Source organism: Pseudomonadaceae bacterium SI-3 (assembly GCA_004010935.1).
In the GTDB taxonomy this organism is placed as follows: Bacteria; Pseudomonadota; Gammaproteobacteria; order Pseudomonadales; family Pseudomonadaceae; genus Stutzerimonas.
Genome location: CP026511.1, coordinates 3,490,751 through 3,510,928, shown reverse-complemented (window position 1 = coordinate 3,510,928; position 20,178 = coordinate 3,490,751). Strand labels below are relative to the sequence as shown.

Sequence of the window (20,178 nt, the reverse complement as noted above, 5' to 3'; positions counted from 1 at the left end):
CGCACAAGAAGCAGTGATCCCGCTGGTGTTACAGAGCACGCAAGGCATTTGGGCGACTTAGTCGCCCTTTTTTTTTGCCTGCGTTTCGGCGCCGGCGCGCTGGGGTTGGGCAAATACGGCGCTGGTGTGAGGCAAGCCCTCAAGCTCATTCGCAGCAGCCTTGGGACGGCGACTGAGCGCGGCGCTCGGGCCATGCACTCGGGTGACCGATGCGCCTCATGCCGCTGTGATCAGTCAACGTTCAAGGGCGCCAAGCAGGCGCCCTTGAGCGTTCTAAAGCCGATAAGCGATGGGCTTATCAGCGCAATGGCGTATCAACGTTCGGTCTTTCAGCCGATGCTGACCGGTGGCAGGGCTTTGATCTCGACGGTCTGTGCCTTGCGTGGGGCGAGAATTTCGGCTTCGCCGTCAACGACCATCTCGTCGCGCTGGTTGAACACCTGAGTGGCGATACGGACACGAAACTTGGGCAACTTCTCAAGAATCTCCAGGCGTACGGTCAAGGTGTCGCCAAGCTTGACCGGCAGGGCAAAGCGCATCGTCTGGCCGAGATAGATCGTGCCCGGTCCGGGCAACTCACACGCCACGGCTGCGCTGATCAGTGCGCCGCTGAACATGCCATGGGCAATCCGCTCACGGAAGATTGTCGAGGCGGCGAATTCGGCATCCAGGTGGACCGGGTTGTGGTCCCCCGACATTGCGGCGAACAACTGAATGTCGCGCTCTTCCACGGTCTTGCTGTAGGTCGCCTTCTGGCCGACTTCCAGATCAGCGTAGGGGGTGTTGCTCAGCGTGCTCATGCGTAGACCTCTGAATGCGGATATAAACGAAAGATCCCGCCGCGATAGGCTCCGCCGCAGGTCACGAAAGGCGCGCCGTAGAAGGCGCTCGAGTGGCTGCATTCTAGAGATCTGCGATGGGGTTGTCCCGTGCCCGGTCGTCTGGCGCAGTGGCTGGAGATTCACATCACTGATTACACCCGCCTCGCTATTGCGCGGCACAGCGGAGCTGTTAAGTTCGCCACAGCCCGCCGCGAGTGGGCCAGACACTCTCAGGTAAAGAGGCCAATAACAATGCAACCTGATTTCTGGAATGACAAACGTCCCGCCGGTGTGCCCAACGACGTGGACATGGGCGGCTTCCGCTCGGTAGTGGAAGTGTTCGAGCGCTGCTGCAAGACCCACGCAGACCGTCCTGCATTCAGCAACATGGGTGTAACCCTGACCTATGCGGATCTGGAGCGTTACTCGGCAGCGTTCGCGGCCTGGCTGCAGCATCACACCGACCTGCAACCTGGTGACCGCATCGCGGTGCAGATGCCCAATCTGCTGCAATACCCCATTGCTGTCTTCGGTGCCTTGCGTGCCGGGCTTATCGTAGTCAACACCAACCCGCTGTATACCGCGCGGGAGATGCGCCACCAGTTCAAGGATTCCGGTGCGCGGGCACTGGTGTACCTGAATACTTTCGGGAAGCTCGTGCAGGAGGTTGTACCCGACACCAGTATCGAGGTCCTCATCGAGGCGCGTATCGGCGACATGCTGCCTTCGCTCAAGGGGCTGCTCGTCAACGCTGCAGTCAAGCATGTTAAGAAGATGGTGCCGGCTTACAGCCTGCCGCAATCCGTGTCGTTCAAGCACGTGCTGCGTGATGGCGGGCGGCATGGCCTCAAGCCGGTTGCGCTGACGCTGGACGATATTGCAGTCCTGCAATACACCGGCGGCACGACTGGCGTGGCCAAAGGCGCCATGCTGACCCATGGCAACCTGGTGGCGAATATGCAGCAGGTTCACGCCAACATGCAGCAGCTGGACGAGCAAGGGCATACGATCATTAAGGAAGGGCAGGAAATCATGATCGCGCCGCTTCCGCTGTACCACATCTACGCCTTCACAGTTAACTGCATGTGCATGATGGTGACCGGCAACCATAATGTGCTGATCACCAATCCTCGCGACATTGATGGTTTCGTCAAAGAGCTGCAGAAGTGGGAGTTCACAGCCTTCCTCGGACTGAATACCTTGTTCGTCGCGCTCATGTCGCATCCTGAATTCAAGAAAATCAACTTCGCCTCGCTCAAAGGCACCAACTCAGGCGGCACGGCGCTGGTTTCCGCGGTAGCCGAGCGCTGGAAGGGCATGACCGGCGTCACTGTGACCGAAGGCTACGGCTTGACCGAAACTTCACCTGTGGTCTGCGCGAATCCGCATGGCGAACATTCACGTCTGGGAACCGTCGGCCTGCCGGTGCCGGGCACGACGTTGAAAGTGATCGACGATGACGGCAGTGAGCTCCCCCTCGGCGAGCGCGGTGAGCTCTGCGTCAAAGGTCCGCAGGTTATGAAGGGTTACTGGCAACGCCCAGACGCGACTGCCGAGGTGCTGGATGCTGAGGGGTGGCTTAAAACTGGTGATGTCGCGGTGATTGATGCCGATGGCTTCGTCCGCATCGTTGATCGCAAGAAGGACATGATTATTGTGTCCGGCTTCAACGTCTACCCCAACGAGATCGAGGACGTGGTCATGGCGCATCCGAAGGTAGCTGCCTGCGCAGCGATCGGCGTGCCCGACGAGAAGTCCGGTGAAGCCGTGAAGTTGTTCGCTGTGCGCAGCGACGCCAGCCTGACCGTCGATGAGCTTAAGGCGTATTGCAGGGAAAACTTCACAGGCTACAAGGTGCCTCGGCACGTGGTCTTCCGAGATTCGCTTCCGATGACACCTGTGGGCAAGATTCTTCGCCGGGAATTGCGCGATCAGGCTTGAACCGAGCCACGCCTGATAACGCTCTAGAAGTGACCGGCTAATCCAGCTCGGTCACTTTGTGTCCTTTCTGAGCTAGCCGGACACTGTTCGGACAGTTCCAAAACTGCTAACCTCCAGTCCACTTTTTGGCGGGAACTTCCGTACAAAAATTAACAAAACACAACAAAACAGCTGCTATATGCAGTAAAGCTGTCGCTTAGGAGTGGGGTTTCATGACCGATAACTTCTGGAAGGATAAGTATCCTGTCGGGGTCAAGAGCGAGATCAATCCCGATGAGTACCAGAACATTCAGGCTGTGCTCAAACAGTCCTGTGAGCAATTCGCAGACAAGCCGGCCTTCAGCAACCTCGGCAAGACCCTGACCTACGGTGAGCTGTACAAACTGTCCGGTGAGTTCGCTGCCTATCTCCAGCAGAACGCCGATCTGCAGCCCGGCGATCGCATCGCGGTCCAGCTTCCCAACGTTCTCCAGTACCCCATCGTCGTGTTCGGTGCCATGCGCGCTGGTCTTATCGTGGTTAATACCAACCCGCTCTACACGGCGCGGGAGATGGAGCACCAGTTCAACGATTCCGGCGCCAAGGGATTAGTCTGCCTGGCCAACATGGCGCATCTAGCAGAAGAGGTGCTGCCGAAAACCGGCATCCGCCACGTGGTCGTGACCGAAGTTGGCGACATGCTGCCGACCCTCAAACGCATGTTGGTCAATGCTGTGGTCAAGCATGTGAAGAAGATGGTGCCGGCTTACAACCTGCCCAAGGCGGTCAAGTTCACCGATGCCATGGCGCTGGGTCGCGGCAAGGCGCCGCGCGAAGCCAATCCGGCCAGTGATGACGTGGCGGTTCTGCAATACACCGGTGGTACTACAGGCGTAGCCAAGGGAGCGATGCTGAGCCACCGCAACATCGTCGCCAACATGCTGCAGTGCCGCGCGTTGATGGGCTCCGAGCTGGGTAATGGTTGCGAAACCATGGTTGCGCCGTTGCCGCTGTATCACATCTATGCCTTCACCTTTCACTGCATGACCATGATGCTGATCGGCGCGCATAACGTGCTGATCACCAACCCGCGCGATCTGCCGACCTTCGTCAAGGATCTGGGCAAGTACCGCTTCACAGGTTTTGTCGGGCTCAACACCCTGTTCGTGGCGCTGTGCAACAACGAAGACTTCCGCAAGCTGGATTTCTCTTCACTGAAAGCCACGTTCTCCGGTGGTATGGCCCTTCAGTTGGCCGCTGCCGAGCGCTGGCAGCAAGTCACAGGGTGTGAGATCTGCGAGGGCTTCGGCATGACCGAGACCAGCCCAGTGGTTTCGGTCAATCCGTTCGGCGGCATCCAGATCGGCACCATCGGCATCCCGATGCCGTCGACCTTGTGCAAAGTGATCGACGATGAGGGTAACGACCTGCCGATGGGCGCAATCGGCGAACTCTGCGTCAAGGGTCCTCAGGTGATGAAGGGATACTGGCAGCGCCAGGATGCCACTGATGAAATCCTGGATGCTGACGGTTGGTTGAAGACAGGCGACATCGGCATCATCCAGGACGACGGCTACATGCGCATCGTCGACCGCAAGAAAGACATGATTCTGGTCTCCGGATTCAACGTCTATCCCAACGAACTGGAAGACGTGCTCGCCACACTGCCCGGTGTGCTGCAGTGTGCTGCTATCGGTGTACCGGACGAACGAGCAGGCGAGGCGATCAAGCTGTTTGTGGTGGTCAAGCCGGGCGAAAGCCTGACCAAGGAGCAGGTCATGCAGCACATGCATGACAACGTTACCGGCTACAAGCGACCCAAAACCGTCGAATTCCGCGACAGCTTGCCGACCACCAACGTGGGCAAGATCCTGCGCCGCGAATTGCGTGACGAAGAGCTGAAGAAGCTCGGAAAGAAATAACCGTAGTGGTACACAAAAGCCCCGCCTTGGCGGGGCTTTTGCGTTTCTGTCCGGCTGCTTTTAGTCCCTGCTGACGGGCTTACCAACTCCTTTACATGCGACCTTTGGCTGCTGTCTGGCACGCCTGTTACTTGTCACAATGCCGGTATTAATCCATGTAAATAGTGGGGTCAAGCCGATGATTTCCAACCTTCGATTACGAGTGAAGTTGCTGCTGCTGGGGTTGGTGCCGACGCTCATGTTGGCCGTGGTGCTGAGTAGCATCGCAGTCTATGAACTGAACGACCTGGCAAGGCAGCAGGAGAGCAACGCTCGGGAAAGCCTTACGCGGGATCGCCGCGCCGAGCTCAAGCATTACGTGGAAGTGGCGCGCCATGCAATTGGTGCGCTCTACGACCGTTCTGCCGACGGTGACATGGCCGCGAGAGCCGAGGCAGTCAGGCTTCTCGAAGCACTCTCATATGGCACCGATGGTTATTTCTGGGGCTACGACGACCAGGCGGTGAGAGTTTTTCAGGGCGACACACGTGAAAAGATCGGCGAGAGCTTTGCTGGATACCAGGACCCCAACGGTGTCTATGCGATTCGCGAGCTGGTTAAGGCTGGTCAGGACCGCACACATTTCGTCGACTACAGCTTTGAAATGCCGGATAGCAAGGCAGTGGTGCCAAAGATCGGCTATGCCGAATACCTTCCTAAATGGAAGCTTGCGTTCGGCACCTCGTTAAACCTTGATGGGGTCGAGCGGGACGTGCAGGCGGCGCGCATGGCGTTTCAACAACGCATCGATCGTATGACGGCCATCATGCTCGGCTCAGCTGCCGTACTGCTGGTGTTGATCGCGGGGCTGGCGCTGTTCCTGAGCAATGCCATCCTGAGACCGCTGCTATTGGTCAAGCGCAATCTGGATGACATGGCCGCCGGAGACGGCGATCTGACCCATCGGTTGCCGGTCACGAGCCGTGATGAGCTTGGCGAGCTGGCCGGATCTTTCAATCGTTTCGTTGAGAAGATCCACGTCCTGGTACAACAGGTTGCAGGTACCACGACCGAACTGACCGGACTGGTCGGCGCGGTGGCTAACCAGGCGCAGCGCTCGGAACAAGCCATGGCAGACCAGCGGCATGAGACCGACCAGGTAGCCACGGCGATCAACGAGATGTCGGCTGCGGCACACGAAGTAGCAATGAGCGCGCAGCGGGCGGCGGAAGCTGCGCAGGAAACTGACCAACAAGGCCTGGCTGCCAAGCAGGTGGTCGATCGCAGCATTGAACAGATTCACGAGTTGGTGGGAGAGCTGCGGGACAGTGGTTCTTCACTGGAGGGGCTCCAGCGGGATGTCGAGGGCATCGTCGGTGTTCTGGATGTTATCCGTGCGATTGCCGAGCAGACCAACCTGCTGGCGCTGAACGCGGCGATCGAAGCGGCCCGCGCCGGGGAAGCTGGCCGAGGCTTCGCCGTAGTCGCAGACGAAGTACGGGCCCTTGCCAGCCGCACCCAGCAGAGCACCGGCGAAATCCAGAGCATGATCGACCGCCTGCAGGGTGCTACTTCGCATACCGTAGGCACCATGCGACGCGCCAGTGAGAAGGGCGAGGCAACGCAGAAGCAGGCCAATCAGGCCGGCGCGTCGTTGGATGCCATTGCCGCATTGATCGGCACCATCAACTCGATGAACGCTCAGATCGCCAGCGCGGCCGAAGAACAGACCGCGGTGGCTGAGGAGATCAACCGCAGCGTGCACCACATCGCCGATGCGGTGGACGGTGTTGCCAGCGATGCGGCCGAAGGTGCTCAGACCGCACGTGAGCTCGATGGCCTAGGCGGACGCCTGCAGGGACTGGTTGGACAGTTCCGCGTTTAAGCGCAGCAAGCAAACGATTCCGCGCCGGCTGCGTTGCTGCACTCCACACCCGTATGCATGGCCTGCGCATGGCACAGACGAGACAGGTTTCAGCGAGGCGACGGATGGTGCTGCCGTCCGGCTGGAGAGCGAGAACCGGAACGTAACCGTTCCGGTCTAGTCCCCTATGGCCGCGTCCGCTTAAAGCCGTAGGGGACGATGGCGCATGCCATTTTGCGGCCTGCCCATCAATCTCGTTGCAAGGATGAGTTACCCATGCAAAAGAAAAACAATGCACGTCGGGTAGTTGCTTCTTTCGCTTTACTAGCTTCCACCGGAGCCTTGGCTGCACCCACAGCAGAAATCCCTGCGTTTGACGATTACTGGAGTCCGGGCAAGCCCGACTCAAGGGTTTGTCGCACACCGCTGCTGGTCGGCACGCCGCTCGGTCTGCCGCGCTGTATGCAGGCCGGTAACATCATGACGCACCTGCAGAACCTGCAGGACATCGCCTCCCTGAACAACGGCAATCGCGCGTCTGGTCAGCCTGGTTATCAGGCGTCGGTCGACTACGTGCGGACCACACTCGAACGCGCCGGTTACCGCGTAAGGGTGCAGAGCTTTCCCTTCCTCGCGTTCTACCCGGAAGGGCCAGGCTCACTCGCTGCGGTAGCACCCCAAACCGTTCAGTACACCTGGGAGGAAGACTTCACCTATGCCGATCAGACCGACCCCGGGACCGTGACCGCCCCGGTCGTTCCGGTCGACCTTGCCCTCGGCCTGGGCAACACCTCCACCAGCGGGTGTGAACCGGAAGATTTTGCAGGCTTCCCTGCCGGCGCCATTGCCCTGATGCAGCGCGGCGCCTGTGCGTTTGGCCAGAAGGCAACCAATGCAGCAGCGGCCGGGGCAGCAGGAGCAATCATCTTCAATCAGGGCGATACCGAGGACCGTAAAGGGCTCTTGGTTGCCACCTTGGGTGAAGACTACGAAGGCGGCATCCCGGTGCTGTTTTCCACTTATCAAAACGGCGTGACTTGGGCTGGGACCGAGGGGCTGCAGCTGAGTATGAACGTCGACGTGGTGCGCGAGCGGACCGAAACCTACAACGTGCTGGCCGAGACCCGTCGGGGCAATCCTGACAATGTGATCATGGTCGGTGCGCACCTGGATTCGGTGTTCGAAGGGGCCGGCATCAATGACAACGGTTCCGGCAGTGCTGCGCTGCTGGAAATGGCGACGCTGATGAGCAGGGCCTACCCGCTGAACAAGGTGCGCTTCGCCTGGTGGGGTGCCGAGGAATCGGGGCTGGTCGGCTCGACCTACTACGTCAACCAATTGCCGGAGGAGGAAAAGCAGCAGATCAAGGCCTACCTGAACGTCGATATGATCGGCTCGCCGAATTACGCGAACTTCATCTATGACGGCGACGGCTCGGACTTCGGTCTGCAAGGCCCACCCGGTTCGGGGGCTATCGAGCGTCTGTTCCGCTCCTACTTCCAGCTGCGCAACGCGCCGTCCGAAGGCACTGAGATCGACTTCCGCTCCGACTATGCTCAGTTCTTCGATGACGGCATTGCGTTCGGTGGGCTGTTCACCGGTGCCGAAGACATCAAGAGCGTGGAGCAGGCCCAGCGCTATGGCGGTACCGCCGGGCTGGCATACGATCCGTGCTACCACTCCGAGTGTGACGACCTCAGCAATATCTCCACCGAGGCGTTGGAGTTGCACGGCGATGCGTTGGCCTTCACCACCAGCTGGTTGTCGCTGTCGACCAAGGTGATCGATGACGAGATAGCCGCAGCGGCTGAGCAGAGCATCGGCACGATGCGCATTCAGCAAGTGCAGGAGAAATCTCGCTGGGGCCACTGGATCCGTTAACCACCTGAAATCCGCGCCGGTCAGCCGGCGCGGTCTTTCCAACAGTCCCTTTCCCTACGGCCAGCCGGCCAAATCTGCGACATTTGTTAGGAGAGCGGTGGAAGGCCCATGATTGCTGGGTTTCCGGGCGTCGTCAAGGCAGCTTGTGACTCAGTTGTGACCCGCTTGTGACCTCAAGAACCCGTCTGTTTTCCCTCTGTTTTGCTCCTGCATCAGCTGCTTGTGAGCCTCAGCGATCCAAGGGGACCAAGGGCGGCACGGGGGAATTCGGCTGGTGTTCTTTATTGAGATGAGGTCTCAGATTTTTCTCCCAGATTCTCAAGGCAGACCGAGCGCCCGGTGAAACGACCCACGGCGAAATCACTTGCGGTCAAGAAGCAGGCTGTAGCTGAAGATGTGACTCTCCGACCATTTCATCAGCTATTGCAGAAAGCCCAGGAACTGAACTGAACTGGCGTGCAGCTAACGAAAGCCGAGGAGCCATCAAAGTGAAACCCAGTGCCTCTGTTCGACCCTCCCATGGGAAGCCTGAGGGTATCTTGGAGGTAAGCCTTTAATAACGTCAGGATCTGGTCTGCAAGGCGCCTAATAGCGGCGGGTTGCATGTTAGACGCGGCGTGCGCTTGGGGTCGCTGAAGCATCGTTGAATTGATCATAGAGAGCCTGAGGTCACCCTGGGGCTGGTACAGTGGACATGCGTCAAACCACCTCCCGGCCTTTCAGGCGATCCTTGCGGTCCTGAGCAGCGGCTTGCCGTTGGTACTTCTGGAGTTCCTTTTGCTCGACTGTGAGCCTCTTTGGAGCGCTGCGTTTGATTTTCTTTAGAGCCTCCCTGCGGATATCCTTCTCGCGCTCAATCAAATGGGCTACAGCGGCTTGGACTGATACGCGCTCGAAGCCGGAGCCCTCAAGAGCAATCCAGCGTTTCACTATCAGGTTCGATAACTCGAACGAGTAGCGAGACAAAAGGGTGAAGGTCAGCTCTTTGTCGAGGATGGTCAGTGGCTGAAGACGACCGTAGCTGTCGGGAACCTTGGTTTCGACGCACCGAGAGGATGTATCCAAATTTGGATTGATCTTCAAGGCATCAAGCATCTTGCGGATGTCCCTAAGGACATGGAGGTGCTTCTTCCCGGTGATTTCTGCGATCTCCGAGGATGACATCCCGGGCAGCCCATTCAGTGTAGTTGGAGCCACCATGCCAGCCTTCGCAATGCTCTCGAAGATGAGGTTGGTAGGAGTGTTCATTGTCTGTTTTCCTTTTGGTAGAGCCCTTCAGGTCGCACCGACTGTCACCGCCGGTCATCCAGACCCCAGACAAGGGAACCGGCGTGGCATGAAAGGCGCTATCAGAAAGACTGGATTGAGATTGCCAGAGGGAACTGGCGTTTGTGCCCAGCGACGGGCTATGAGGGACAACCGAGGGGTGGTCCTATTAGTGAGGATTTTTAGATCAGTGATGCCCAGGGCGAGCGGAAGACCAGCAGCGGGAACTTGATGTGGAGCTGAGAGCGTGGCCGCTATTTGCCCATCAATTCCGACCCTAAGGAGCCTTGAGGAAATCATAAGGAACCTTGGGGAAGGGGATGATTTTCAATCATGATCCCCCGTTCTTCTGGGTCTTCGATGGCGGAGCCTGGTGGACCTAATGTTGTCTATACATGCGACGTTAATTCAGCGGCGCACCGACGGAGGCACATCAGGTTGCTTCTTATACATGCGGCGTTAATTCAATGGCGTCGATGCCCATCGCTCGGTGCAGCTTGGCGAGGTCCTCAGGGCAAGGCGGTTCGGGATTCGTGTCTTCCCAATACGTCGCCAGCCCAACCGGCAGGTTCCCTTCCATATCGTCAATAAGCCGCCTTGGGCGGGATCTCATCAAAAGCGGGAGCGCCAATTGGATCGCCTTGACGTAACGCTGGGCATGACGCGCTCCGACCCCAAGCAACTCGCTGACGGTGGCCGTGGTGACTACTTCGACGACCTCAAGAAGCAGCATCAAGTTTTTGACCGAAAGTGGCTTGCTGACCTCATCCGGCCCGTGGTCATGCCAATCCAACCGAGCGATTCCCTCAACGATGTCCATAGCGAAATATGGGTAGCGCCCGAAGCCCGTAGTGGGTCCGATCAGGTCAGCGAACGGATTGGTGATGATCCTGGGCGGCCGGCCTCGATTGGATGTCTTCGCGGGGGTCAGGGAAGCAGCAGCGGGAGCCTTGGGCTTAACGGCGTTCTTCGCCCTTATTGAAATCAAGAAGTCCGCTCGGCGGCGAAGTTTGTCGTCCAGCTCGGTCAGCTCGACAGGGGAAAGCAGTGGTGGCAAATCGGTGGAAATGGAAGCTGGGTTGGGCATGGGTGGTCCTCCTGAAAAGTGGTTGTTCCTTTCAGTGAGGATTTCTCGAAGCCACGGAGCGGCCTCAGGTTGAACGCGACTGACGACCCATCCAACTGCATTGGGCACCTGCCGAACGGCCCGTGGTGCGCTTCCTGGACTTGAGGGTTTTTGGCTACAGCCGTGCTACAGGGCGTTCCTACGTTTACGCAGCAAGGGAATCACCCAGCGAGCGCCTCAGATTTCACCCAGGAACGCTCTACAGCGTCGCTCGGACCCGCTGGACCGTATTTGTTGAGCAGCCCAAGAGGCTCGCAACCGCCCGGATCGATTTCCCTTCATCGAGTAGCGTCCGAATGCGCTTGTGAAGGCCCTCGTCCGTTTTCCTTCCTCGATACGCCCCATCGGCCTTGGCCTTCTCGATTCCCTGGGCCTGCCTTCTACGTCGATCTTCGTAATCTTTGCGGGCAACTGCGGCCAGCATGTCGAGTAGCATCGTATTGATAGCCGCCAGCATTCTCCCGGTGAAGTCATCTGGTGCCGCTCGGTTGGCGCTCATGGCTTGGTGGGATGTCGGCAGATCGAGTGCGACCACAAGAACGCCCTTCCCCTGGAGTTCGGCCCGCAGCTTGGACCAGTCAGATTCATTCAGGCGGGCCAGCCGATCCACTTGCTCAACCAGCAGGACATCCCCAGGCTCGCTATCGGTCAGCAGGCGGAACAACTCGGGGCGTTTGAGGGTGGCTCCGGATTCATTCTCGACGTAGTAGCCAGCCACTCGATGACCGTGGGCCTGGGCGAACTCCCGAAGCTGGTCCTTAGCGCGGGTGGCGTCTTGCTCGGTAGTGGAAGCGCGGAGGTAAGCGCGGATCATCATGGAGGGATGCTCTGTAGCGATTTGGATGTAGCTACATTATGTGCATCGAAAAGAATAGTCAACCGACATTATCGCTACAGCTCAACGCCACGGTTTCAGTTGGGTCCCGGTGTGGCCCTTGATGTATACCCAAATGAACATAGCTGCGAGTCATAGATGGAACAGGGATGCGACATGTCTTGACTGGCCCAACGATGCATAGACCGGTCGGAAATCACTGAAAGGAGGAGCGGCGGCTGGGGGAAGGCCTAAAGGGCATATCGTGGGATAACCTCTGGGATTTTTTTAGCTTTTCACTCGATGTTAGGGCTGCGCTAAAGCTCACACCACTGTGACCGATAGATTTACGGGTTAGGTCTTCCACTATCCGTCGAGCAAGTTATTGTGGGCGGGCCACAGGTGCAAAAAATGAGAAAGCTATTGTCGACTACTGACAGCCTTGGGGCCTACGATTTTATTTCTAACCTTATCGAGTTAAAACACTATACGGCCGGAGCCAAAAAATTTATTGAAGAAGCGCTCCGAGATCCTCTGCCAACATCATGGAGTGACGCCTGGCCCGCCAAAGTAAATATCAGATCTCTGGTTATCCATGAGTTAACCCACTTTACTGATTGCACAACTACCCTTTGGGGCTTGGAACTAACATATCGAAAGTTCCGCTTGATGAATGCGATCTCCGATGGCCACTCAACCAACGACCCACTATCAGTTTTTTTCATTAATATTTCAGAGTTGACATCTCACGCAGACTTAGTCGTAGTAGGCGATCGCCCATTATCCGACGCAACGTCAATGGTACACAGAGTTGAAATACATAAAAAGTTTGGCCCTGTGATATATGTAGATTTCAAATGCGGCGAGGCGGTTTTCCACACTGTACCTTTAAGCATGCTTGCAGTAATTGAAGCTAATGCCTACGCCAACGAAATCCTTGTAAAAATAAAAGCTTGTGAGGAATTGCAAGAGTGTCAAGAAAAAACACAGTACGCACGTAAGGTTGAGAGAGACTTTGAAGCCATTCTGGCAGATAGGGAACAGTCGGAGTATACGGTGCTCTTGCGCCTTTCAAGGACTCACTTTCCCACGCTGTCTTTAAAAGAGCTTTTGATTTTCGTAAGCACTTTATGCCGATTTACACTCGACCTAAGTGATCCGGCGTGCTCGGTGATCAGCAATATTATTGAGCGATCCATAACCAACAGAGCTGGTGGAAGCACTATCAGTCAGGACCTACGCCGCTCAAGCTCAAGAGCAGTGATTTTCTTCAAAACTGTCCTGTTTTTATATGGCTGGATGACGCATTCTAACTATTCAACACGCACGAATATAATGAGACTCCTGCAAACCGAACCAAAGCGGGCCATTTCTAAGCTATGGAATTACCTTCATAGTTCTTTTTCTTTGACCGAGGACATTTCAGAGCTATTTATCTTTGAATCTATGCTCAGTGCCACCATTAATATAGCCAAAGAAACTGATAAAAATATATTAGAGTGCTGCAGTCGCCAAAATAGAGCGCTCATAAATGAAAACCCCTTAGGTCTTTGTGATTTAGATAAACTCCAGTTCTTAGGCTTTTTCTTGGATGACGGTACTGAAATAGAGATGCCAAGCGGGCCCAATATAAACATATCCGGCTATCTTGATGGTCGTTTAGATATCATTTCTAAAGTCGAGTTAATGTGCCGAAGGGAGCTTATTAAAAAGTTCTTTTTAGAGCTCGATGGGCCAATTCAGTATTTTCCAATAAACGATCCAGACTAAGCGCAACCCCTTGTGCCGAAAACTCGGGACGCCCAATACAAAATACATCGCAACGCATCCATGGAGCTTTAGCAAGAAGCGAGGCACCCGTGGTGCTGAAGAGCGCCCAATCTTTACTTACCGATATCCCGCCTCAGGCCGTAAGTAAAGAAGTGTTGTAGTGGTCAACAATTTCCGGGCACAGAATTGAGTTTTCTGACAAAATAACAGAACTAATTAAAGCTATCTGTTTTAAGGTGGGCATCCGACTGCTGGGGGGCTTAGGAGACTTTTGATTGAAAGCCCATACCATGCATAACTATGAGTAAATCAGGTCGCCTGGATCTGTCCTTCGCTCTTCAAGCCCAGGTTTAAAGCTCCAATGAGGGCCTTGCATACCTCTGCGTCCATCTTCATATTGAAGTGTTTTACGTCGTCAATGGATATTATAAAAACTCCACTGACCTTCCACGCAGATTCCTTTTTTGGCAGGCGAACCTTGTCTCGCACAAGCATCTCCCCAAGCTGACTGGCAAAATCGTAGGAACTTACCGAGAGGGTGCAAGACTGGCCGTCCATTAACTCCGTCTGCGGCGAAGTTACTTCATGGAGGACACTGTACCTTTGGCCTAATAAGGAGAAACCTATGTGCGTAACTGTGACGGGGCGTGATCCTCGATTCAAAAACCGGACCTGAATATCAGGCCTATCCTTCCGGGGCCAAACTGAACGGGTTGCTCGGGCCTCAACGATCGGCCTTCGGCTAAACCAGTAAAGACCAACGGCGACAAACACGCCGGCGATCGTGAAGACCGAAGCAAGGTCGGTGAGGGTCAACATCAGGCTTCTACTCGATTGAAGTGTTGATTGCAGCATACGATAGGACCAGCCTGTCGGCACCTACAACAGGTACACATAACGTCCAGTCTCCAGGTGCTTCAACACCTGCGAATACTGGGCTTGGCGATCCATGTAGCGTGTCTGCGGTTCGATTCCCTTGATCAGCGAGCCGAAGGAAATGGTGGCCTCCAGCACGACAGTAGTTTTGCTATCGAGGCTCGTCAGCAGGACCGGTGAGGGCATAAACCGGGAGTTTCTCTTTCAGAATTACAGCCAGCCTATCGACTGGAACCCCGGAGCCATATGTATCAAACGCCAGGGTGCCCGATGACTGCCCAAGGATCGCCTGTACGTACGCCACTGGGACCCCCTCAGCTTGCAGCAGGGACGTGATTGAGTGCCGCAGTGAGTGAAGGGTCAGATCGGGATCATCGTTGCTCAGGATGTCCCGTAGAGCGAAGTTAAGCCCTCGACCAGCAAGGCGGTAGTTCACGCCCAGCACAGTATCCCCCTCGGAGTTCTCAACGAAGCGCAGGAAGGCCCCCAGGTCGAACCCATAGGCCCCATCGGTCAACGGAACGAGCCTCTTGGACTGAGCCGTCTTGAGTTCCTTACCGTTGTTGTCGTTGATGTCGAGAACCCAGACATCCCCCTCTTTGCGTATGTCCTCTTTGGTCAGCTGGGCGTATTCATTCAGCCTTGCCCCGGTGATGACTCCCAGGGACAAAGCCCATCGCTTCCAAGAGTCAGCCGGGAGGTTGTTAACGTGGGCCATCAGAGTAGCTATCTGCTCCTGAGTGAACGCCTTTCTGGTGCTCTCTGCGCCCTTCTTGTACTTGAGGTTCTGGGTGTATGCCTTGGGAATCAGATCGTTGCTCACAGCCCAGCTGAGGACCGTGGAGAGCTTGGTTAGCAGGTTGTTCACACTAATCGGACGCCGGGTCTCCGAGAGCGTCTCCCGAAGGGCAATGAGATGGGCCCGTGTGTGGGTCCTCATGTCCAGATCGCCAAGAGCCTCCGAGAGGGTGCCATGGCAATAGCTGATTTCCGTGAAGCTACTCGGCTTGGTGTTCGCCCGGTGCTCGTTTCGGTAGGACTCAGCGAGGGACTCGAAGCGGACTGGAGGAAGGGCTTGAGGTGGAGCCTGAGGTGGACTTACAGATAGGGAAACAGGTGATGCCTTGAGGCTATCACGATCGGACTCCCTATCTATTTTGTCTATTAACTTCACCAGCTGCCTTGGGTCACCTCCCAGCCTCCGCTCAGCCGCCTGCATGATCTGCCTCGCCATAATCACCCCTTTGGTCTGAGGGACGGTCAGAGCGGCAGTCGACGCGATTCGCCCCAGGTCATCATTGAGGTCCGAGTAAGTCAGACCCATGACATCCAACAATTCCCACTCTGTAGGAGTCGCCAGGAGGTCCTCAGCTATGGACCGAAGGTGGTCGCGTAGCTCAGGCCATGTCGAGTCGGGATTGTCGAGGTGGAAGGCCCTGAGAGACGTCTGGAGCTGCTTACTGGTGGTCATTGCGGTAGGTCGGTCGGTAGTGCGGAGCGAGACAGTACAGGATGCCACAGTGGAGCCCTTGGGTCGGACCCTCAACTGATAAACGCCCTGCTTCCTGAAGTGCCAAGGAGAGGCCAAAACGACCTGAACTTGTGACCGACTTGTGACTGGGTTGTGACTGAGTGTAGCTTCGTGAAGGCCCATGATTGCTGGAGTCCGCGTGGTTCCTGGGGACCCACCACATCCATGCCAAATCTGCGACAATCGCGGCCTTCACGCTATCGCTTACGGCTGTCCATGACCGACGCAACGCCCGCCTTTGATCAACTCCTGAAAAACCTCGACCAGGCGATGTACGCCGATCGCCATCGCTTGCGGCGTCAGCTGCATGACCTGCGCAAGAAAGTTGGCGATGCACCGCTCGAAGACGAGCGCCTCGCCCAGTGGCTCGAACGTTTCCACGCCTCTGCCGCCAAGGCCGAGGCGCGGCGGCAGAGCGTGCCGACCATGCGCTACGACGACAGCCTGCCGATTGCCGCCAAGCGCGAGGAGATCAAGGCCGCGTTGGAAAAGCACCAGGTGTTGGTGATCGCTGGGGAAACGGGTTCTGGCAAGACCACCCAGTTGCCGAAGATCTGCCTGGAAATCGGCCGTGGTGTTCACGGGCTGATCGGTCATACCCAGCCGCGCCGACTGGCTGCACGCAGCGTCGCGACGCGGGTAGCCGAGGAAATCGGCACGCCATTGGGTGAGCTGGTGGGTTATCAGGTCCGCTTCGAGGACCAGAGCAAAGACAGCTCGCTGATCAAGCTGATGACCGACGGCATCCTGCTGGCCGAAACCCAGCACGACCGTTTCCTTGAGCGCTACGACACGATCATTGTCGACGAGGCCCACGAACGCAGCCTCAACATCGATTTCCTGCTCGGCTACCTCAAGACCTTGCTGCCACGGCGGCCGGATCTCAAGGTCATCATCACCTCGGCGACCATCGATCTGCAGCGCTTCAGCGAGCACTTTAATGGCGCGCCCATCGTCGAGGTGTCCGGCCGAACCTTCCCGGTCGAAACCTGGTATCGCCCGCTGGCTGCTGAGACTGACGAGGACGGCAACCGGGTCGAGGACGATCTTACTGTCGACCAAGGCATTCTGGCGTCGCTGGACGAAATCGAGGCGCATGAAAAAAGCATCGGCAAGCGTCCTGGCGATGTGCTGGTGTTTCTGCCCGGTGAGCGCGAGATCCGCGATGCCGCCGAAGTGCTGCGCAAGGCCAACCTGAAGTTCACCGAGGTGCTGCCGCTGTATGCGCGTTTGACTCCGGCCGAGCAGCAGAAAATCTTCCGCCCCGCGGCCGGTCGCAAGATCGTACTGGCAACCAACGTGGCTGAGACGTCATTGACCGTGCCCGGTATCCGTTACGTGATCGATTCGGGCACGGCGCGCATCAGCCGCTACAGCTATCGCGCAAAAGTGCAGCGTCTGCCCATCGAGGCTGTGTCCCAGGCCAGCGCCAACCAGCGCAAAGGCCGTTGCGGGCGGGTCGAGCCAGGCATCTGTATTCGCCTCTACAGCGAGGAGGATTTTCTCGGTCGGCCGGAATTCACCGATCCGGAGATCCTGCGCACCAACCTCGCGGCGGTCATCCTGCAGATGCTGCATCTGCGCCTTGGTCAGATCGAGGATTTCCCCTTTATCGAACCGCCGGATGGCAGGGCGATCAGCGATGGCTTCAACCTGCTGCAGGAACTGTCAGCGGTCAATCGCGAAAACCAGCTGACACCGCTGGGCCGACAGCTGGCGCGTTTGCCCATCGACCCGCGCCTGGGCCGCATGCTGCTCGAAGCGGCGCAGCTGGGCAGCATGGCCGAGGTGCTGATCGTTGCCAGTGCGCTGTCGGTGCAAGACGTGCGCGAGCGACCAGCCGACCGCCAACAACAGGCCGATCAGGCCCATGCGCAGTGGAAAGACCCGGATTCTGACTTCGCCGCGCTGATCAATATCTGGCGCGGCTTCGAGGAACAGCGCCAGGCGCTGGGTTCCAATCCGTTGCGCACTTGGTGCCGGAAGAATTTTCTCAACTATCTCCGCCTTCGTGAGTGGCGTGATGCGCATCGGCAACTGACACTTATCGTGCGGGAGTTGAAGCTCAACGATAACGCGAACAACCGTAGGAGCCAGCTTGCTGCCGATCATGCGAAGCCCGCGCAAACTGCAGCCCCACGTAGGGTGGAAGACGGCGAAGCCTCTTCCACCGACAGACCAGCCCTGACGAAGGATAAGAAGGTCAACGTCAAGCTGGCCGAGCAAGCCGAAGCCAACGAGGCTGCGCAGAAGGCCAAAAGTTACGCGGCCGTGCATAAGGCGATCCTGTCCGGCCTGCTCAGCCAGGTCGGCCACAAGACCGAGGAGGGCGACTTCCTGGGTGCCCGCCAGCGACGTTTCTGGGTGCACCCGTCCAGCGTCATCGGGCGCAAGAAGCCCAACTGGATCATGGCGGCGGAACTGGTCGAAACCACCAAGCTGTTCGCCCGCATGGTGGCGAAGATCGAGCCGGACTGGATCGAGCCGCTGGCCAAGCACCTGATCAAGACCAACCACTTCGAGCCGCACTGGGAGAAGAAGCGCGGCCAGGTGGTGGCCTTCGAGCAGGTCACCCTGTACGGCATGATCGTGGTGGCGCGGCGCCCGGTGCATTTCGGGCCTATCGACCCGCCTGCCGCACGGGAGCTGTTCATTCGCGAAGGACTGGTGCGCGGGGAGATGCACAGTCGCGCCAAGGCACTCACCGCCAACCGCGAGCTGCTAGAGCTGTTCGACGAACTGGAAGCCAAGGCCCGGCGGCGGGACATCATTGCCGATGAAGACACGCTGTTCGCTTATTACGACGCGCGCGTGCCGCAGGACATTTACCAGACCGCCAGTTTCGAAAGCTGGTACAAGCGCGAGAGTGTCAACGATCCGCAGCTGCTGATCATGCGCGACGAAGACGTGCTGGCGCGTGACGCCAGCGAAGTCACTGCGGCGATGTATCCGGATCATCTGCGCATCGGCGAGCTGCAACTGCCGCTGGAGTACCATTTCGAACCCAACCATCCGCGCGACGGCGTGACTCTGCGTGTGCCGGCGCCATTGCTGCCGCAGTTGCGCAGCGAACGGCTGGGCTGGCTGGTGCCAGGGCTGATCGAGGCAAAGGCGGTGGCGCTGGTGCGCAACCTGCCGAAAGCGATCCGCAAGAACTTCGTGCCGGTGCCCGACTTCGTCAAGGCGGCACTCTCGAAAGTCAGCTTTGCGGAAGGCGCGCTGCCTGAGGCGCTGGGTCGCGAGCTGCTGCGCATGACCGGCGCACGGGTTCCGGACGAGGCCTGGGCCGAAGCCGCAGCGGGCCTGGAAAGTCATCTGAAGATGAACATTGAGGTGGTGGACGCACGCGGCAAGTTTCTTGGTGAAGGTCGTGATCTTGCCGAGCTGACCGCACGCTTCAATGAAGCTAGCCAGGCCGCGCTGGCGCCCCCGCAGCAAAAGGCTGAACAGAAACCGGTGGAGGCCAAGGGCTTCGCCCAGGTGGCGGAAAAAGCCCAGGCGAAAATGGCGGGGCTGTCCATGACGGTTTACCCGGCACTGGTGGAAGAAGGCGGGGTGGTCAAAGAAGGCCGCTTCCCGACCCAGGCCGAAGCCGACTATCAGCACCGCCGCGCCCTGCAACGACTGCTGCTGCAGCAACTGGCCGAACCGGCCAAGTACTTGCGCAACAAGCTGCCGGGACTGACCGAACTGGCGTTGTTGTACCGCGACATGGGCAAGATCGATGCGCTGGTCGAGGACATCCTTCTGGCCAGCCTCGACAGCTGCATCCTCGACGGCGAAGCGCAACTGCCACGCGATGGTGCTGCGCTTGCGTCATTGGCGGAACGCAAGCGTGGCGACTGGGCGACCCATGCTGAGCGTCTGGCCCGCCTGACGCTGGACATCCTCAAGCTCTGGCATGGCCTGCAGAAGCGCTTCAAGGGCAAGATCGACCTTGCTCAGGCGGTCGCGCTCAACGACATCAAGGCGCAGCTGGGCAATCTGGTCTATCCCGGCTTCGTTCGCGAAACACCGGGCGAATGGCTCAAGGAATACCCGCGCTATCTCAAAGCCGTCGAACAGCGCTTTGAGAAGATCGGCGCGCAGCTGCAGCGCGATCGGGTGTGGTCCGGCGAATTGGCTGGCTACTGGGAGCAGTACCAGGCGCGGTTGAAAAAGCATCAGCAGGAAGGCAAGCGCGATCCGGAACTGGTGCTGTACCGCTGGATGCTGGAGGAGTATCGCGTGTCGCTCTGGGCCCAGCAGCTGGGCACGAAGATGGCGGTATCGGACAAGCGCTTGAACAAGCAGTGGAGCCAGGTGGAGGCTTGACCGTAGAGCGTTGCAGTCGCGGCTGTTCTTCAGGCCGTCATTGTTTTTCAGGCGTACCCTAAGCAGCCCGCATCATTGCAAGTCGGACCAGTGC

At 57.8% G+C, this 20,178-nt stretch carries 13 protein-coding genes; 6 read left to right on the top strand and 7 right to left on the bottom strand.

All coding sequences use genetic code 11. The annotated features are described in order from the left end of the window. Positions 1-329: 329 nt before the first annotated feature. Positions 330-800 carry a 3-hydroxybutyryl-CoA dehydratase gene (locus C1896_16400; GenBank protein ID AZZ46350.1) on the bottom strand — a complete coding sequence of 157 codons (471 nt, stop codon included), beginning with the start codon at positions 798-800 and terminating at the stop codon, positions 330-332. Between the two features lie 273 nt (positions 801-1,073). Here C1896_16400 and C1896_16395 point away from each other — a divergent pair, with 273 nt between their 5' ends. The 4 genes from C1896_16395 to C1896_16380 all read left to right on the top strand — a co-directional run bounded on the left by C1896_16395 (position 1,074) and on the right by C1896_16380 (position 8,387). Then, on the top strand, positions 1,074-2,762 hold the full coding sequence (locus C1896_16395; GenBank protein AZZ46349.1) for a long-chain fatty acid--CoA ligase: 1,689 nt from the start codon (positions 1,074-1,076) through the stop codon (positions 2,760-2,762). Between the two features lie 212 nt (positions 2,763-2,974). Beyond that, a complete protein-coding gene (locus C1896_16390) occupies positions 2,975-4,663 on the top strand; it encodes a long-chain fatty acid--CoA ligase (GenBank protein AZZ46348.1) in 1,689 nt (562 codons plus the stop codon). 178 nt (positions 4,664-4,841) lie between these two features. Beyond that, the gene (locus C1896_16385) at positions 4,842-6,527 is read left to right on the top strand and encodes a chemotaxis protein (protein AZZ46347.1); all 1,686 of its coding nucleotides are present in this window, start codon (positions 4,842-4,844) and stop codon (positions 6,525-6,527) included. A 255-nt stretch (positions 6,528-6,782) separates the two neighbouring features. Beyond that, positions 6,783-8,387, top strand: coding sequence for an aminopeptidase (locus tag C1896_16380; protein AZZ46346.1), 1,605 nt, complete (start codon positions 6,783-6,785; stop codon positions 8,385-8,387). A 699-nt stretch (positions 8,388-9,086) separates the two neighbouring features. Here the strand turns inward: C1896_16380 and C1896_16375 are convergent. From C1896_16375 to C1896_16365, 3 genes are all read right to left on the bottom strand, one after another. After that, positions 9,087-9,635, bottom strand: a complete 549-nt coding sequence (locus tag C1896_16375) for a hypothetical protein (GenBank protein ID AZZ46345.1) — start codon at positions 9,633-9,635, stop codon at positions 9,087-9,089. 463 nt (positions 9,636-10,098) lie between these two features. Then, positions 10,099-10,740 carry a hypothetical protein gene (locus C1896_16370; protein AZZ46344.1) on the bottom strand — a complete coding sequence of 214 codons (642 nt, stop codon included), beginning with the start codon at positions 10,738-10,740 and terminating at the stop codon, positions 10,099-10,101. Positions 10,741-10,978: 238 nt separating this feature from the next. Next, positions 10,979-11,596 carry a serine recombinase gene (locus tag C1896_16365; protein ID AZZ46343.1) on the bottom strand — a complete coding sequence of 206 codons (618 nt, stop codon included), beginning with the start codon at positions 11,594-11,596 and terminating at the stop codon, positions 10,979-10,981. A 408-nt stretch (positions 11,597-12,004) separates the two neighbouring features. On the opposite strand from C1896_16365, the gene C1896_16360 reads away from it, so the two are divergent. Next, entirely contained in the window at positions 12,005-13,363 is a 1,359-nt protein-coding gene (locus C1896_16360) for a hypothetical protein (GenBank protein AZZ46342.1), read from the top strand. Between the two features lie 309 nt (positions 13,364-13,672). Here C1896_16360 and C1896_16355 read toward each other — a convergent pair whose 3' ends face one another. From C1896_16355 to C1896_16345, 3 genes are read right to left on the bottom strand one after another with little or no spacing between them, the layout of a single operon-like run. Then, a complete protein-coding gene (locus C1896_16355) occupies positions 13,673-14,182 on the bottom strand; it encodes a hypothetical protein (GenBank protein AZZ46341.1) in 510 nt (169 codons plus the stop codon). Positions 14,183-14,242: 60 nt separating this feature from the next. Further along, positions 14,243-14,425, bottom strand: coding sequence for a hypothetical protein (locus C1896_16350; GenBank protein AZZ46340.1), 183 nt, complete (start codon positions 14,423-14,425; stop codon positions 14,243-14,245). Further along, positions 14,391-15,893, bottom strand: a complete 1,503-nt coding sequence (locus C1896_16345) for an integrase (GenBank protein ID AZZ46339.1) — start codon at positions 15,891-15,893, stop codon at positions 14,391-14,393. Before C1896_16345 ends, C1896_16350 begins: the two co-directional genes overlap by 35 nt. A 93-nt stretch (positions 15,894-15,986) precedes the next feature. Between C1896_16345 and C1896_16340 the strand changes: the two genes are divergently transcribed. Next, on the top strand, positions 15,987-20,084 hold the full coding sequence (locus tag C1896_16340) for an ATP-dependent RNA helicase HrpA (protein ID AZZ47706.1): 4,098 nt from the start codon (positions 15,987-15,989) through the stop codon (positions 20,082-20,084). Positions 20,085-20,178 lie beyond the last annotated feature (94 nt).

Coding starts and splice junctions, on each gene's coding strand:
- C1896_16400 (AZZ46350.1), bottom strand. CDS start 800: ATGAGCACGCTGAGCAACACCCCCTACGCTGATCTGGAAGTCGGCCAG.
- C1896_16395 (AZZ46349.1), top strand. CDS start 1,074: ATGCAACCTGATTTCTGGAATGACAAACGTCCCGCCGGTGTGCCCAAC.
- C1896_16390 (AZZ46348.1), top strand. CDS start 2,975: ATGACCGATAACTTCTGGAAGGATAAGTATCCTGTCGGGGTCAAGAGC.
- C1896_16385 (AZZ46347.1), top strand. CDS start 4,842: ATGATTTCCAACCTTCGATTACGAGTGAAGTTGCTGCTGCTGGGGTTG.
- C1896_16380 (AZZ46346.1), top strand. CDS start 6,783: ATGCAAAAGAAAAACAATGCACGTCGGGTAGTTGCTTCTTTCGCTTTA.
- C1896_16375 (AZZ46345.1), bottom strand. CDS start 9,635: ATGAACACTCCTACCAACCTCATCTTCGAGAGCATTGCGAAGGCTGGC.
- C1896_16370 (AZZ46344.1), bottom strand. CDS start 10,740: ATGCCCAACCCAGCTTCCATTTCCACCGATTTGCCACCACTGCTTTCC.
- C1896_16365 (AZZ46343.1), bottom strand. CDS start 11,596: ATGATGATCCGCGCTTACCTCCGCGCTTCCACTACCGAGCAAGACGCC.
- C1896_16360 (AZZ46342.1), top strand. CDS start 12,005: ATGAGAAAGCTATTGTCGACTACTGACAGCCTTGGGGCCTACGATTTT.
- C1896_16355 (AZZ46341.1), bottom strand. CDS start 14,182: ATGTTGACCCTCACCGACCTTGCTTCGGTCTTCACGATCGCCGGCGTG.
- C1896_16350 (AZZ46340.1), bottom strand. CDS start 14,425: ATGCCCTCACCGGTCCTGCTGACGAGCCTCGATAGCAAAACTACTGTC.
- C1896_16345 (AZZ46339.1), bottom strand. CDS start 15,893: ATGGGCCTTCACGAAGCTACACTCAGTCACAACCCAGTCACAAGTCGG.
- C1896_16340 (AZZ47706.1), top strand. CDS start 15,987: ATGACCGACGCAACGCCCGCCTTTGATCAACTCCTGAAAAACCTCGAC.